Consider the following 14,676-nt stretch of genomic DNA (forward strand, 5'->3'; position numbering starts at 1 on the left):
ATCGGCCGACGCCTCCCGCTCGTCGTCCGGCGGGAGGCGGTCGCGGCCCTGCCGACCGGTTGGCGACTCAGCGTCCTGCCTCGCCCCCGGGTTCACCCCTACGCCGGGCTCCGCACGTCCGGCAGGGGCTGTTCGGCCCAGATCGTCTTGCCCGCGGACGTCTGGCGGCTGCCCCAGCGCTCGGCGACCTGCGCGACGAGCAGCAGTCCGCGTCCGCCCTCGTCGAAGACGCGGGCCCGCCGCAGATGGGGAGCGGCGCTGCTGGAGTCGGAGACCTCGATCCAGATGAGGGCGTCGGCGCGGATGAGCCGCAGACGGATGGGGGCGTTGCCGTACCGCATCGCGTTGGTGACCAGTTCGCTGACGATCAGCTCGGTGGAGAAGTCGAGTTCGGCGAGCCCCCAGGCGTCGAGCTGCTCGGCCGCCATCCGGCGGGCACCGGCGACGGCCGCGGGGTCCAGGGGCAGCTCCCAGGTGCGGACCCGGTCGGCGCCGAGGGTGGCGGTCTTGGCCAGGAGCAGGACGATGTCGTCGGCTGGAGGGTCGGGCCGCACCTTGCGCAGCACCTCGTCGCAGGTCTCCTCCAGATCGGCGGCGGGGCGGCGCAGCGCCTCGGTCAGCAGGTCGAGTCCTACGTCGACGTCACGGCCGGGCGCCTCGATCAGGCCGTCGGTGTACAGGGCGAGCGTGCTGCCCTCGGGCAGGACGACGCGGGCGGCCTCGAAGGGCAGTCCGCCCAGGCCGAGCGGGGGCCCGGCGGGCAGGTCCAGGACCTCCACGGTGCCGTCGGCGTGCTTCAGCACGGGCGGCGGGTGCCCGGCCCGCGCCAGGTCGCAGCAGCCGGCGACGGGATCGTAGACGGCGTAGAGGCAGGTGGCACCGACCTCGCCCGAGGCTCCCTCCGCCACGCTCCGCGCGTCCGGGCCCTCCTCCCGGTCGAGGCGGATGACCAGGTCGTCCAGCCGGGTGAGCAGCTCGTCGGGTGTGAAGTCGGCGTCGGCGAGGGTCCGTACGGCGGAGCGCAGCCGCCCCATGGTGGCCGAGGCGTGCACGCCGTGGCCGACCACGTCGCCCACCACCAGTGCCACTCGTCCCCCGGACAGGGAGATCACGTCGAACCAGTCCCCGCCGATCTCGTCCCCCGGGCCCGCGGGGAGGTACCGGTAGGCGAGGGCCGCCGACTCCACCTCGGGGAGCCGCTCGGGCAGGAGACTGCGTTGGAGGGTGAGCGCCGTGTGCCGCTCACGGGTGTACCGGCGGGCGTTGTCGATGCTCACCGCCGCCCGGGCGGCGATCTCCTCGGCGAGCACCAGGTCGTCCTCGCGGAAGGCGTCCTCGGTGCGGTGGCGCAGCAGGAGCATCACGCCCAGGGTGACGCCCCGGGCGCGGAGCGGCACCATCAGCACCGAATGGATCTTGAATCGCCGCATGTTGTCGATGCGGCCCGGGGAGGCCGCCAGCCACTCGCGCAGCAGCGGGTCGCCCGCGCTGTGGAAGCTGCCCCGGCCGGTGATCAGCGCCTGCGCCGCCGGGGTACCGGGCGGGTGGACGTCGATGTCGCCCGTGACGACCACGGACTCCGGGTTGCCCCGGAGCACCGACCGCTGCGCGGTACGGCGGCAGACGATGGGCATGTCACCGGGGATGGGCTGCGGCTCGTGTCCCTGGACGACCGACTCCAGCAGGTCGACGGTGGCGAAGTCGGCCAGCCCGCTCACCGCCACCTCGGCGAGTTCCTCGGCGGTCCGGGTCACGTCGAGGGTGCTGCCGATACGCACGCTGGCGTCGTTCAGCACGGCCAGGCGCCGGCGCGCCCAGTACTGCTCGGTGATGTCGATGACCAGGGCCGACAGTCCGAGCACGGTGCCCGCCCGGTCCTTCAGCGGGGAGAGGAACAGCGACCAGGCGTGGTCGCGGACCTCACCGGAGGCCCGGAAGGGCTGCTCCTCGCGGTAGACCATCTCTCCGGTGCGCGCGACCTGGTGCTGGAGGCGGTCGATCTCGTCCAGGGGCGGGGTGGGGTAGATCTCCCACAGCGTCTGCCCCCGCATCTCGTCCGGGTTCAGCCCCATGGCCTGGCTCATGACCTGGTTGCAGGTGACGAACCGGGCGTCGCTGTCGTAGATGGCGACGGGCAGCGGGAGCTGTGCGAGCGTGAGGTCCCACAGTTCGGCGGGCTCCGTGTCGGTCGGCCCGGCGGAGTAGGTCACCGCCGCCGGGGTGAGGACCCAGTGCGTCCGGCCGTGCCCGTCGAAGAGGGGTGTGCCGCGGAGCCGCACGATGACGCGGTCGCCGTCCCGCTTGCGCAGCCCCACGTCGCTCGTCCAGGGCTCCGCGGCGGCCAGATGGCGCCGCGTCGCGGCGGGCAGCCTCGCAGTCCGCAGGTGGGCGGCCGGCCGGCCCACCACCTCCTCGGCCTCGTACCCGAGGAGTCGCCCGGCTCCCGCGCTCCACACCAGGACGACTCCGCGGGCGTCGACGACCACCGCGAAGTCGTCGGGTACGGCTGTTCCCTCGGCTCTTCCCTCGGCTGTTCCGTCCGCTCCTGTGGTCGTGTGGGGTGTGGTCGTGTCGGGCTCGGTGTCCATGGGCGTACCCCGACGTCGTTCGTGCCGTTTCGCAGCACGGCGCTGTCGCGCCCGCCACGGGCGCTTCCCTCCAGCATCGCGCCGCCGCGCATCCCTCTCAACCGGTTGCGCGGCGCGCGTCTGCCGCCCGCTGCCGTCGAGGTCAGACGGGTGTCGACTCCGAGGGCACGAAGGGAGCCCCGTGACCGGGGACCATGAGGGCCAGGCCGAGGGCGAGGACCTTCTGCCTGGCCACCCGCAACCGCTCGCGGTCGGGGGCGAAGGGGTCGTCGGCCGGCCCCTCGGCGGTCCACCACAGATGGGTGAGGACCACGAGGCCCTCGTCGGCGGTCACCAGGGTGCTGACGTCCTCGGCGGTGTGGCCGGGCGTGGTCACCAGGGTGATGGACGGGGAGAGCCGATATCCGTCGGCGTCGCGGTCCTCCCAGATGTCGTCCCGGTGGATGGCCATGTGGTCGTGGAAGCGTGCCTCGGGGAACAGGGCGGCGTTCAGCGTGTGGTCGGGGTGGTGGTGGCTGAAGACCACGTCGGTGACGTCCTCGGGGGCGAGCCCGTGCGCCGTGAGCGGGTCCAGGATGAGCCGGCGGTCCGCGACCATCCCGGGATCGACGACCGCGACGGTCGCCCTGTCGACGAGCAGGGTGACGGTTCCCGCGACGCGGTCGTCCGCGGCGGCCGTGTTCGCGACCGGCGTGCTCCTCGCGAAACGGATCCGGTGCGAGCGTCCCGAGGTCTACGCGAAGCTCGCCACCACGGACGTCGAATCCGTGTGACCCGTGGCCGATGAGCTGTGCGCCGCCGGGGGCCGGCCGACGAGGCGGGGCGTGATCCGCCGGGTCGCCGCCACGAGGTGGTCGGCGCCGTCCCCGGCCCCGACCGGCTGGGCCAGGGTGAGCCCTCACGAGCGGGAACCGGCGCGCCACCCCACGAACGAGACGTTCTGGCGCGGCCGGCGCACCTCGGCGGTCTCTCTGAAGGCGGCCTGCCCCAGTCCGGCGACCTCGGTGACCCGCACGTCGCGCATCCCCGCCGACGCGGGACACGGACCGGGTCGCGCGCCGCGGAGCGTTCGGCGTCGTAGGCGCGGGTGGCCGGGTTGAGTGTCAGCATGGCCGTCCGGTCGCCGGAGGTGTAGCTGCACGAGTCGGGAGCGTGATGCCCGTATTCATCCCATCGATCAACCGACCTTCCGGGCGACCGCGCGAGTTCGACGGAAGGTATGGACACCGTCCGCGAGGCAGCCTATACATTCATCCCATGTCGTCACGTGATCGTCGTGGTTCCACCGGGTCGGGCAGTCCCCTCGGCCGCCGGACCTTCCTCGCCACCACCGCCCTGACCGCCGGGGCCGCCGCTCTGCCCGGCGGTGTGCTCCCCGGCCGGGCCGCGGCGGCCGTCCCACCGCAGATCACGCTCCCCGAGCGGGGCATCTACGACACCTCCCCCGCCACCTCCTGGACCGATGGCTTCCTCACCGGCAACGGCGAGCACGGCGCCGTGCTGTACGGCGCGCCCACCCTGGAGAAGGTGGTCCTCAACCACCACCGCCTGGTGCTGCCGAACGGCACGCGTGACGTGAAGCCGCCGGTGCTCTCCGGCCGGCTGGAAAGGGCTCGCGACAAGGCGCTCGCGGGCGACTACGCGGGGGCCAACCGGGACTTCGCCGCGGGCTGGTCCCTGCGCTGGACGCAGTCGTACCACCCGGCGTACGAGCTGCGCATCGCCACGCCGGGCATGACGACGGTCCGCGACTACGGGCGGGTCACCGACTTCCGCACCGGTGAGGTGGGGTCGAGCTGGACCGACCAGTACGGCACCTGGACGCGCCGGGCGTTCGTCTCCCGCGCCGACAACGTGATCGTCCATGAGCTGACACCCGCCCCCGGCCGTACCGTCGACACGACCCTCAGCGTCCACACCGCACTCGACGGGCTCCCCGCCGGGCTCGGCTTCACCACGCGCGCCACCGTGGCCGACGGTTCCGGATACCTGAACCTGCGCGGCACCTACCCCTCGGGCCAGGGCGCCTTCGGCTACGAGGGCGTCACCCGGGTCGTCGCCACGGGCGCCGGCGCCACGGTCACCGTCTCCGGTGCCACGATCGCGGTGGCCAAGGCGACCAGGGTGCTGCTGCTGACGAAGCTGGGCCGCTACGAGTCGTCCACGGGCTGGGACTCCGAGCCGCTGCACACCCGGCTTGCCGCGCTCGGCACGGACTACGCGGCGCTGCTCGCACGGCACACGGCCCTGCACACCGACCTCTACGACCGCTCCCGGCTCGACCTGGACGTCCCGGCCGCCGACCGGCGTCTGTCCGTCGGTGAACTGATCGCCCGGCAGAACGCCGACCGCAGTGCCGTCGACATCGCGCTGCTCGAGCGGCTGTACGACTCCGGCCGCTACCTCTTCCTCAGCTCCAGCGGGATCCTGCCACCCCGGCTCACGGGCATCTGGGCGGGTTCCTGGGGCGCGGCCTGGGCCGACGACTTCACCACCGACGCCAATGTCAACCTGCAGGTCGCCGGCGGCAACATCCTCGACCTCACCGAGGCGATGCAGGGCTACTTCGACCTGGTCCTCGGGCAGCTCGACGACTGGCGGACCAACGCCAGGAACCTCTACGGAGCCCGCGGTTTCCTCGCCCCCTCCCGTACCGACGGCGAGTACGGCCACATGCTCCACTTCGACGGCGGCGGCTTCCCCGGCCACACCTGGACGGGCGGCGCCGACTGGCTGCTGTATCCGCTGCTGGAGTACTACGAGGTCACCGGCGACGAGGCGTTCCTGCGGGACCGGCTCGGGCCGGCCCTGATGGAGCTGGCCCTCTTCTACGAGGACTTCCTCACCCGGACCGACGCGAACGGCAAGGCGGTCTTCGTGCCGTCCTTCTCCATGGAGAACTCCCCCGGCAACACCGGCGTCTGCTTCTCGGTGAACGCCACCGGCGACATCATGGCCGGCAGGCACGCGCTGCGGGCCGCGATCGACGCCGCCGACGCCCTCGGCGTGGAGCAGGGCAGCGGCCAGGGCGTCGCACGCTGGACGGCGCTGCTGAAGAAGCTCCCCGACTACCGGGTCAACGGCGACGGGGCGCTGGCCGAGTGGTCCTGGCCGGGCCTCGCCGACCGCTACGACCACCGGCACGTCCAGCACCTGTACGGGGCCTGGCCCCTGCACGAGATCAACCCCGAGGACGAGCCCGCCCTGGTCCGGCCGGCCGAGCGGGCCCTCGAGGTGCGCGGCGACCAGAACGTCTCCGCCCACGGCAGCCTCCACCGGGCCCTTGCGGGGGCCCGGCTGAAGGACGGCGTACAGGTCTACGGCAACCTGCGGAAGATCCTCGGCAACAACATGGTCTTCAGGTCCCTGATGACCTCCCACAACCCCGATCTGCACATCTACAACGCGGACGCGGCCCACGCCATCCCCGGTGTGCTGGCCGAGGCCCTGCTGTACAGCCGCCCCGGAGTGCTGGAGCTGCTGCCGGCCCTTCCCGACCAGCTGCCGAAGGGCACGATCACGGGGGTGCGGGCCCGTGGCCGCATCCGGGTCCACAGCCTGGCGTGGGACCTGGGCGCACGGACCGCCACGCTGTCCGTCACCTCCGCCGTCGACCAGGACGTCACCCTGATCAGCCGGCGCGGTATGGCCTCCGTGTCGACCACGGCGACCGTCGCGGCCTCGTCCCTCGGCACCCACGCCAGGAAGGTGTCGCTGGCCGCCGGGCGGCGCACGGAGATCACCGTGTCCCTGCTCAGCGGCTACTTCCGGCTGGTCAACCGGCACAGCGGCCATGTGCTGGACGTCCCCGGAGCGAGCACCGCCGACGGCGCCGGGATCATCCAGTGGGGCTGGTCCGGCGCCGTCAACCAGCAGTGGCGGCTGCTGCCCGAGGCCGACGGCTCCTTCCGGCTGGCCGCCCGCCACAGCGGCCGGCTGCTGGACAGCCCCGGCGGCTCCGGCCCGGGCGCCCAGCTGATCCAGTACCACGACGCCGGCAGCGACAACCAGCACTGGAGGCTGGTCGACACGGGCGACGGCCACCATCGGCTGGTGAACATGCGCAACGGCTGGTGCGTGAGCGTCGACGGCGACTCGACGCAGGCGGGCGCCCGCGTCGTCCAGCGCCCCGTCGGCACCGGCGCCGGCGCCGGCCAGGAGTGGCGGCTGGTGGCGGTGTGACCCGTCGCCGGGGGCCGTCACGATATCGCGTCGGCGGCGCCCCGGCCGTAGGGGCGTGAGGTCGGTGGCCGTACCATGACGTGACCGGGCTCACGTCGCCCCGGCCGACTCGTGATCCGGCTCGCGTCCCAGCCGCGAACGTCGGCGGCGTCCCGCCAACAGTCCCGTCCCGCGGGCACCGCACCCGGCTTCGCAGGAGGCACACGGTGAAGGACGTCGGAACCGACCGAAGATCGTTCCTGCGGGGCGTCGGCGCCGTCTCGGCGGGCGCCGCCGCCCTGTCGGCCACCGCGTGCGGGCCCCCCACCGCCCGGAACTCCGGCGGAGCCGGGAACAGCAGGACCGTGGTCGTCCGCGACATCGGCGGCGCCTACGGCGAGGCGCACCGCAAGGCCGTGTACGAGCCGTTCAGCAAGGAGACCGGCATCCGCGTCGACGTGGTCCACGTCCCGACCTACGCGGAGATCCTCTCCCAGATCCGGGAGGGCCCCCACTTCGACCTCATCGACATCGACATGAGCGCGCTGGCCCTCTTCGAGAAGGACGACGCCACTCAAGAGATCGACTACGACCGGCTGGAGAACACCCGCGACGCCGGCATCGCCGAGTCCCTGCTCACCTCGCACGGCGTCGGCAAGAACTACTGGGCCAGCGTCATGGTGTACCGCACCGACGCGTTCGGCGGGAGGGCACCGGAGACCTGGGCCGACTTCTGGGACACCCGGGTCTTCCCCGGCAGCCGGGCCCTGCAGAGCCCCGAGGGCGGCCCGCCCGAGTTGGAGTTCGCCCTCCTCGCCGACGGTGTGGCCGCCGACCGGCTCTATCCCCTCGACGTCGACCGCGCCTTCGCGGCCCTGGACACGATCAAGGGCGCCGTCCGCCGGTTCTGGGGCGACGGCGCCTCGCCGGGGCTGCTGCTGGAGCGGCGGCAGGTCGCCGCCACCACGGTCTGGCACGGCCGCCCGAACCACCTCATCCAGCGGGGCGCCCCGCTCGCCTACCAGTGGAACGGCGCCCGCCGGCAGAGCAACGGCTACGGCATCCCCCACGGCGCCCGGCACCCGGACGCCGCCTACCGGCTCATCGACTTCGCCCTGCGCCCCGAGGTGCAGGCCGCCCTCGCCGAGCTCTATCCCATGGGCCCGGTGGTGCCGGCCGCGTACAAGTACCTGCCCAGGGCCGCCGCGGACCTGGCCAGCTCCCCGGAGCACCTCTACACCGGTTTCGACCTGGACATCGGCTGGTGGGTCGAGAACAAGGAAGCCGTGATCAAGCGCTGGCAGGAGTGGGTGCGGTCCTGAGGACACGGCACAGGGGCGGATCGACACCGTCTCTCGGCACCGCCGGCTCCCGCCGGGCACCGGGAAGGACATCCCGTGGACATGACCAGCATCTTCGACCGGTCGACCGACCGGCCCGGCGGTCGTCGTTCCCGTACGGCGGCTGCCGCGCCCCCGCCCGAACACCCGGACCGGTCACGCAGGTCGCCCACCCGGCCGCCCGGGACCCGCGCGCGTTCCGTGCTGAGCGCGCGCAGCGTCGCGGGTCAGGTGTTCCTGTGGCAGCTGGTGCTGGTGGTCCTGTTCGCGGCCGCGGCGGGCGTGGCGCTCGTCCTCCAGGCCCGCACGTCGAGCACGGAGGAGGCCCGCAGAGTGTCGCTGGGCGTCGCCCAGGCCTTCGCGCGTGCCCCGGGAACGGTCGAGGCCATGAAGTCCGCCGACCCCACCGCCGTGCTGCAGCCGCGTGCGGAGGAGACCCGTGAGCTGACCGGCGTCGACTTCGTCGTCGCGATCGATCCGCGCGGCTACCGCTGGACGCACCCCGACCCGGGTCTGATCGGGGAGCACGTCTTCGCCCTGCGCAAGGAGGCGGCCGCCGGCCGGCCCTTCACCCAGGACATCGAGGGCAGCCTCGGGCTCGCCGTGGAGTCCACGGTCCCCGTCTTCGACACGGGCGGACGGAACATCGTCGGTCTGGTGTCGGTCGGGGTCACGGTCAAGAACGTCAACGCCGTGGTCCGGCGTCAGATGCCGATCCTGCTCGGGTCCGTCGGCGGTGCGCTCGCGCTCGTCACCGGCGGCAGCGCGCTGGTGTCGCGGCGGCTGCGCCGGCAGACCCGCGGACTGGGGCCGGCCGAGATGACGCGGATGTACGAGCACCACGACGCGGTGCTGCACGCGGTGCGGGAGGGGGTGCTGATCATCGACGGTGACGGGCGGCTGCTCCTCGCCAACGACGAGGCACGGCGCCTGCTGGACCTGCCCGCGGACGCGGAGCAGCGCCAGGTCACCGCCCTGGGCCTGGAAGCGGGCACTGCCGCTCTGCTGGCCTCCGGCCGGGTGGTCACCGACGAGGTCCACCTGGCCGGCGACCACCTGCTGGCGGTCAACATCCGGCCCGTCGACCCGGAGGGCGGCGGACGGGGCCGGGTGGCCACGCTGCGGGACACCACGGAACTCCAGGCCCTGGCGGGCCGGGCGGCCGTGGCCAGGGAGCGGCTGCGGCTGCTGTACGAGGGGGGCGTGCGGATCGGCACCACGCTGGACGTGGTGCGCACCACCGAGGAGCTGGCCGAGGTGGCGGTCCCCGGCTTCGCCGACGTGGCCACGGTCGACCTCCAGGATCCGGTGCTGGAGGGTGAGGAGCCGGTCGGACCGAGTCCCGAGCTGCGCCGCACGGCGCTGTGCGGAGCCCAGGGGTCGTCCTGGCCGCTCTTCCGTGCGGGGGACCTCATCCGCTTCGCGCCCGAGAACCCGGTCGCCGTCAGCGCCCAGCAGGGCCGGCCCGTCCTCGTCGCCGACCTGACCGCCTCCCACGACTGGCGCGTCCAGGATCCCGAACGGGCCCGGCGCATCATGGACTCCGGACTCCACTCCTTGATCACCGTGCCGCTCCAGGCCCGCGGTGTCGTGCTGGGCATGGTCAGCTTCTGGCGCGCGGAGCAGGACGCGTTCGAGGAGGAGGACCTGGCCTTCGCCGAGGAGCTGGCCGCCCGGGCCGCGGTCGCCATCGACAACGCGCGCCGCTACACGCGCGAGCACGCCATGGCCGTGGCCCTGCAGCGCAGCCTCCTGCCGCGTTCCCTGCCCGAGCGGTCCGCCGTCGAGGTCGCCCACCGCTATCTGCCCGCCCGGGCCGGAGTCGGCGGCGACTGGTTCGACGTCATCCCCCTGCCCGGGGCACGGGTGGCGCTGGTGGTGGGCGACGTGGTCGGGCACGGTCTGCACGCCGCGGCCACCATGGGCCGGCTGCGGACCGCCGTGCGCACGTTCTCGTCCCTCGACCTGGCCGCGGACGAGCTGATCAGACGTCTCGACGAGCTGGTCACCCGGGTCGACGGCGAGGAGAGCGGCGACGGTGAGGGAATCACGGGAGCGACCTGCCTGTACGCCATCTACGACCCGGTCGCCGGGCGGTGTTCCCTGGCCCGGTCCGGGCATCCGGAACCGGCCCTGGTGCACCCCGACGGCACGGTCGAACGGATGCCGGTGCCGGGCTCCCCGCCGCTGGGCCTCGGCGGCGGCCAGCCCTTCGAGAACGCCGAGTACACCCTGCCCGAGGGCTCGCGGCTGGTCCTGTACACGGACGGGCTGATCGAGGACCGCGGCCGGGACATCGACACCGGTCTCGCGTTGCTGCACGACGCGCTGGCGGGGCCGGACCGGACACCGGAGGAGACCTGCCGGGCGGTGCTCGACGCCCTGCTGCCGGCGCGCCCGAGCGACGACATCGCCCTGCTCGTCGCCCGGTCCAGGCTGCTCGACCCGTCCCAGGTCGCCGACTGGGACATCCCCGCGGAGCCCGCCGCCGTCGCCGGGATCCGGGCCCAGGTCGCCCGCCGGCTGGCGGAGTGGGGGCTGGAGGAGTTCGCGTTCTCCACCGAGCTGGTGATCAGCGAGCTGGTCACCAACGCCATCCGCTACGGCAGCGCCCCGAGGCGGCTGCGGCTCCTGCGCGACGGCGACAGCCTCATCTGCGAGGTCGCCGACGGCAGCAGTACCTCTCCGCATCTGCGCCGGGCCGCCGACACCGACGAGGGCGGGCGGGGGCTGTTCCTGGTGGCCCAGTTCACGCAGGGGTGGGGCACCCGGTACCTGGCCCGCGGGAAGGTGATCTGGACGGAGCAGTCCCTCCACGGCGGCCTGCCCGAGCCCGACGACGACCTGGCCGAGACCCTGCTGGACCAGTGGGACGACACGGGCTGGTGACGACGCTCGCGCCCGGCTTCGGGGCCGAAGGGCGGGTCTGGTGCGGGCTCAGAAGGCGGTGTAGCCGCCGTCCACCGGCAGCACGGCGCCCGTGATGTAGGACGACTCCGGGGAGGCGAGGAAGAGGACGGCGTCGGCGACCTCCTCGGGGGTGGCGAGCCGGCCCATCGGTATGGAGTCCTCCCGGGAGCGCCGGTAGGCGGCGGGGTCGGGGCGCCGCTGGATGGACGCCTCGATGACCGGCGTCATGGTCAGACCGGGCGCGACGACGTTGACGCGGATGCCGCGGTCCGCCCATTCGACGGCGGCACCCCGGGCCAGCGCGATGAGGCCGCCCTTGGCGGCGGAGTACAGGGTCTGGTTCGGCATGCCGACCATGCCGAGACGGGAGCTGACGCACACCATCGACGACCCCCGCTCGGGAGCCAGCGGCATCAGGTGCTTCATGACGAGGAACGCGCTGAGAAGGTTGGCGTCGAGCACGTCGCGTGCGGCCTCGTACGAAGTCTCCGCGAGCGGGCCGGACCGCTGGAGGCCGTGGCAGAGGACGACCACGTCCACGTCGCCCAGGTGATCCCGCGCGCGGGCGGCGAGATCGACGACGAACTCCTCGTCGTTCAGGTCTCCCGCCAAGTAGAGGGCGTCCGGATGGCGTTCGGGCGGCTCGGGCCGCCGCCCGGTCAGCAGGAGGGTGGCGCCCTCACGGCGGAAGTGGGAGGCGACCGCCTGCCCGATCCCGCTCGACGCTCCGGTGATCACGGCATTGACGTCCCGCAGTCTCATGGGTCCTTCCAACGGTCGTAGGAGTGCCGGCGGCCGTCAGGCCAGCACCTGGCCCCGGCCGGCCACGGCCTCCGGGCGCAACAGGTCGGCGAGAGTCTCGGCGGGCAGCAACCGCTTCTCCAGCACGAGTTCGGCGACACCGCGGCCGGTGGCGAGGGCCTCCTTGGCGATGTCGGTGGCCGCCGTGTACCCGATGTGCGGGTTGAGGGCGGTGACCAGGCCGATGGAGTTCTCCACCGCCGCGCGCAGCGCCTCGGTGTTGGCGGTGATGCCGTCGACGCAGCGCTCGGCCAGCGTCACACACGCGTTGCTCAGGTGGGTGATGGACTCCGACAGGGAGTGCAGGATGATCGGTTCGAAGGCGTTGAGCTGGAGCTGGCCGGCCTCGGCGGCCATGGTGATGGTGACGTCGTTGCCGATCACCTCGAAGGCGACCTGGTTGACGACCTCGGGGATCACCGGGTTGACCTTGCCCGGCATGATCGACGAACCCGCCTGCACCGGAGGCAGGTTGATCTCGTTCAGGCCGGCGCGCGGCCCGGACGACAGCAGCCGCAGGTCGTTGCAGCTCTTGGAGAGCTTCACCGCGATCCGCTTGAGCACGCCCGACATCTGAACGAACGCCCCGCAGTCCTGCGTCGCCTCGACCAGGTTGGCGGCCGTCACCAGCGGCAGCCCCGTGATGTCCGCGAGATGACGGCGCGCGGACTCCGCGTACCCGGCGGGCGCGTTGAGACCGGTGCCGATGGCCGTGGCACCCAGGTTGATCTCATGGATCAACTCCACGGCCTCGGCGAGTCGGGACCGGTCCTCCTCGATCATCACGGCGAAGGCGGAGAACTCCTGCCCGAGCGTCATGGGGACCGCGTCCTGCAACTGTGTACGGCCCATCTTGAGCACGTCACGGAACTCGACCGCCTTGCGGGCGAACGAGTCCTGGAGCACGGCCATGGCCTTGAGCAGGCCCCGTACCGCGTAGACGGTCGCGATCTTGACGGCGGTCGGGTAGACGTCGTTGGTGGACTGGCCGAGGTTGACGTCCTCGTTGGGGTGCAGGAACGCGTACCGGCCCTTGGCGTGGCCGAGCAGCTCCAGCGCCCGGTTGGCGACGACCTCGTTGGCGTTCATGTTGGTCGAGGTGCCCGCGCCGCCCTGGACGACGTCCACCACGAACTGGTCGTGCAGCTTGCCCTCGCGGATCTCCCGGCACGCGGCGACGATGGCGGCGGCCTTCTCGGGGGCGAGCAGGCCCAGTTCCTCGTTCGCGCGGGCCGCTGCCTCCTTCACCGCGGCCAGCGCCTCGATCAGATGCGGGTACGCCGAGATCGGCATGCCGGTGATCGGGAAGTTCTCCGTGGCGCGCAGGGTGTGGACACCCCAGTACGCGTCGGCGGGAACATCCCGGTCGCCGAGGAGATCGTGCTCGCTACGGGTGGCGGCGGTCATGGGTGCACGGGCCTTCTCTCAAGGGGCGTCCAGAGGTGACATGGGGATGTCCACGGCGATGGCGATGTCCAGGGGGGCGCGGAGGTGTCCGGGGTGCGCGGGGGCCTCGCGCGTCGCCGCGCGCGAGGCCCCCGTGGTGTCACCGGTGTCGGCGCCCGCTCAGAGCAGGCGGTCCTTCGCCTTGTAGTAGGCGCCGCCGAACGGCAGGAACCAGGCGGTGCCGTTGTAGAAGGGGACGGGGACCTTCGGGAATCCGAAGCCGCGCAGCGGGTTGGCCTCCGGCCTGCCGTCCATCATCTCGGCGACGGCGCGACCCATGTACGTGGCCATCTGGACACCGTGTCCGCAGTAACCCATGGAGTAGTACAGGCCGTTGGCCTCGCCCGCGTGCGGAATGCGGTCCCAGGAGAAACCGACCATGCCGCCCCACACGTAGTCGATGCGCACCCCCGCCAGCTGCGGGAAGATCTCGGTCATCTCCCGCTTGAGGATGTCACCGCTCTTGACGTCGGAGGCCGGGTTGGAGGGCGCGAAGCGGGCCCGGCCGCCGAAGGCGAGGCGGTTGTCGGGGGTGAGCCGGACGTAGTGGCCGACGTTCTTGTGGGCGACCAGCAGACGGCCGTTGGGGATGAGTTCCTTGGCGCGTGCCTCCCCCAGCGGCTCGGTGACGATGATGAAGCTGCCGACGTTGATGAGCCGCTTGCGGAACCACGGCATCGACTTGTCGGTGTAGGCGTCCGTCGCCGCCATGACCTGCTTGGCGCGGATGGTGCCGTGCAGGGTCTCCACCACGAAGCCGCCGCCGGGCAGGCGGGTGAGGCCGGTGGCGGCGTTGCGCTCGTGGATCTCGGCGCCGGCGCGCTCGGCGGCGTCCGCGAGGCCGCCGACGAACTTGCCCACGTGCAGGGCGGCGCTGTCGGGGTCGAGCAGGGCGCCGTGGTAGTAGTCCGTGCCGAGTTCGGCGCGGAGTTCGCTCCTGCTGAGGACGATCGTCTCGTGGCCGAAGTTGTCGGCCAGGTCACGCTGCTTGGCCCGCAGGCCGTCGAAGTGACCGGGCTTGCAGACGGCGCCGAGGCGCCCGGCCCGGTGGAAGTCGCAGTCGATGTCCTCGGTCCTGGTGAGTTCCTCGACGACGTCGACGGCCTCGCGGAAGGCGTTGTACAGCTCCAGGGCCCGCTCCTGGCCGAAGCGCTTGCGCGCCTCGGCGGGGCTGATGGTGATGCCCTGGGTGCACATGCTGCCGTTGCGCCCGGAGGCGCCCGCGCCGACCTGGTCCTTCTCGACGAGGACGACCCGGGCGCCCTTGCGGGCGGTGTGGTACGCGGTGGACAGGCCGGTGAGGCCGCCGCCGATCACCACCACGTCCGCCTCGTCGGGCAGGTCCTTTCCGGAACGGTCGGGTCGGGCGGGAGCTGTGTCCAGCCAGTAGGGGATCTGCTTCATGGCGTGCGTCCTGTCCTGTTCTCGGT

The 14,676-nt window shown here is 72.6% G+C and carries 9 protein-coding genes; 3 read left to right on the top strand and 6 right to left on the bottom strand.

Going from position 1 to position 14,676, the window contains the following annotated elements:
- Window positions 1-98 precede the first annotated feature (98 nt).
- The 3 genes from ACZ4Z2_RS22495 to ACZ4Z2_RS22505 form a co-directional block, all read right to left on the bottom strand.
- Window positions 99-2,588 carry a SpoIIE family protein phosphatase gene (locus ACZ4Z2_RS22495; RefSeq protein ID WP_468078418.1) on the bottom strand — a complete coding sequence of 830 codons (2,490 nt, stop codon included), beginning with the start codon at window positions 2,586-2,588 and terminating at the stop codon, window positions 99-101.
- A 142-nt stretch (window positions 2,589-2,730) separates the two neighbouring features.
- Window positions 2,731-3,300, bottom strand: coding sequence for an MBL fold metallo-hydrolase (locus ACZ4Z2_RS22500; protein ID WP_468078489.1), 570 nt, complete (start codon window positions 3,298-3,300; stop codon window positions 2,731-2,733).
- A 186-nt stretch (window positions 3,301-3,486) separates the two neighbouring features.
- Window positions 3,487-3,612 (bottom strand): hypothetical protein, encoded by a 126-nt coding sequence (locus ACZ4Z2_RS22505; protein ID WP_468078419.1) that lies wholly within the window; start codon window positions 3,610-3,612, stop codon window positions 3,487-3,489.
- A 233-nt stretch (window positions 3,613-3,845) separates the two neighbouring features.
- On the opposite strand from ACZ4Z2_RS22505, the gene ACZ4Z2_RS22510 reads away from it, so the two are divergent.
- The 3 genes from ACZ4Z2_RS22510 to ACZ4Z2_RS22520 all read left to right on the top strand — a co-directional run bounded on the left by ACZ4Z2_RS22510 (window position 3,846) and on the right by ACZ4Z2_RS22520 (window position 10,978).
- Entirely contained in the window at window positions 3,846-6,770 is a 2,925-nt protein-coding gene (locus ACZ4Z2_RS22510) for a glycosyl hydrolase family 95 catalytic domain-containing protein (protein ID WP_468078420.1), read from the top strand.
- 206 nt (window positions 6,771-6,976) lie between these two features.
- On the top strand, window positions 6,977-8,071 hold the full coding sequence (locus ACZ4Z2_RS22515) for an ABC transporter substrate-binding protein (protein ID WP_468078421.1): 1,095 nt from the start codon (window positions 6,977-6,979) through the stop codon (window positions 8,069-8,071).
- An 81-nt stretch (window positions 8,072-8,152) separates the two neighbouring features.
- Entirely contained in the window at window positions 8,153-10,978 is a 2,826-nt protein-coding gene (locus tag ACZ4Z2_RS22520; protein WP_468078422.1) for a SpoIIE family protein phosphatase, read from the top strand.
- A 48-nt stretch (window positions 10,979-11,026) separates the two neighbouring features.
- On the opposite strand, the gene ACZ4Z2_RS22525 is transcribed toward ACZ4Z2_RS22520, so the two are convergent.
- The 3 genes from ACZ4Z2_RS22525 to ACZ4Z2_RS22535 all read right to left on the bottom strand — a co-directional run bounded on the left by ACZ4Z2_RS22525 (window position 11,027) and on the right by ACZ4Z2_RS22535 (window position 14,650).
- Window positions 11,027-11,761 carry an SDR family NAD(P)-dependent oxidoreductase gene (locus ACZ4Z2_RS22525; RefSeq protein WP_468078423.1) on the bottom strand — a complete coding sequence of 245 codons (735 nt, stop codon included), beginning with the start codon at window positions 11,759-11,761 and terminating at the stop codon, window positions 11,027-11,029.
- Between the two features lie 36 nt (window positions 11,762-11,797).
- Window positions 11,798-13,207, bottom strand: coding sequence for an aspartate ammonia-lyase (gene aspA, locus ACZ4Z2_RS22530; RefSeq protein ID WP_468078424.1), 1,410 nt, complete (start codon window positions 13,205-13,207; stop codon window positions 11,798-11,800).
- Window positions 13,208-13,366: 159 nt separating this feature from the next.
- Window positions 13,367-14,650, bottom strand: a complete 1,284-nt coding sequence (locus ACZ4Z2_RS22535) for an NAD(P)/FAD-dependent oxidoreductase (RefSeq protein WP_468078425.1) — start codon at window positions 14,648-14,650, stop codon at window positions 13,367-13,369.
- Window positions 14,651-14,676: the final 26 nt, after the last annotated feature.

It is taken from the genome of Streptomyces sp. NPDC030183 (genome assembly GCF_055573455.1).

Coding starts and splice junctions, on each gene's coding strand:
- ACZ4Z2_RS22495 (WP_468078418.1), bottom strand. CDS start 2,588: ATGGACACCGAGCCCGACACGACCACACCCCACACGACCACAGGAGCG.
- ACZ4Z2_RS22505 (WP_468078419.1), bottom strand. CDS start 3,612: ATGCGCGACGTGCGGGTCACCGAGGTCGCCGGACTGGGGCAGGCCGCC.
- ACZ4Z2_RS22510 (WP_468078420.1), top strand. CDS start 3,846: ATGTCGTCACGTGATCGTCGTGGTTCCACCGGGTCGGGCAGTCCCCTC.
- ACZ4Z2_RS22520 (WP_468078422.1), top strand. CDS start 8,153: ATGACCAGCATCTTCGACCGGTCGACCGACCGGCCCGGCGGTCGTCGT.
- ACZ4Z2_RS22525 (WP_468078423.1), bottom strand. CDS start 11,761: ATGAGACTGCGGGACGTCAATGCCGTGATCACCGGAGCGTCGAGCGGG.
- aspA (WP_468078424.1), bottom strand. CDS start 13,207: ATGACCGCCGCCACCCGTAGCGAGCACGATCTCCTCGGCGACCGGGAT.
- ACZ4Z2_RS22535 (WP_468078425.1), bottom strand. CDS start 14,650: ATGAAGCAGATCCCCTACTGGCTGGACACAGCTCCCGCCCGACCCGAC.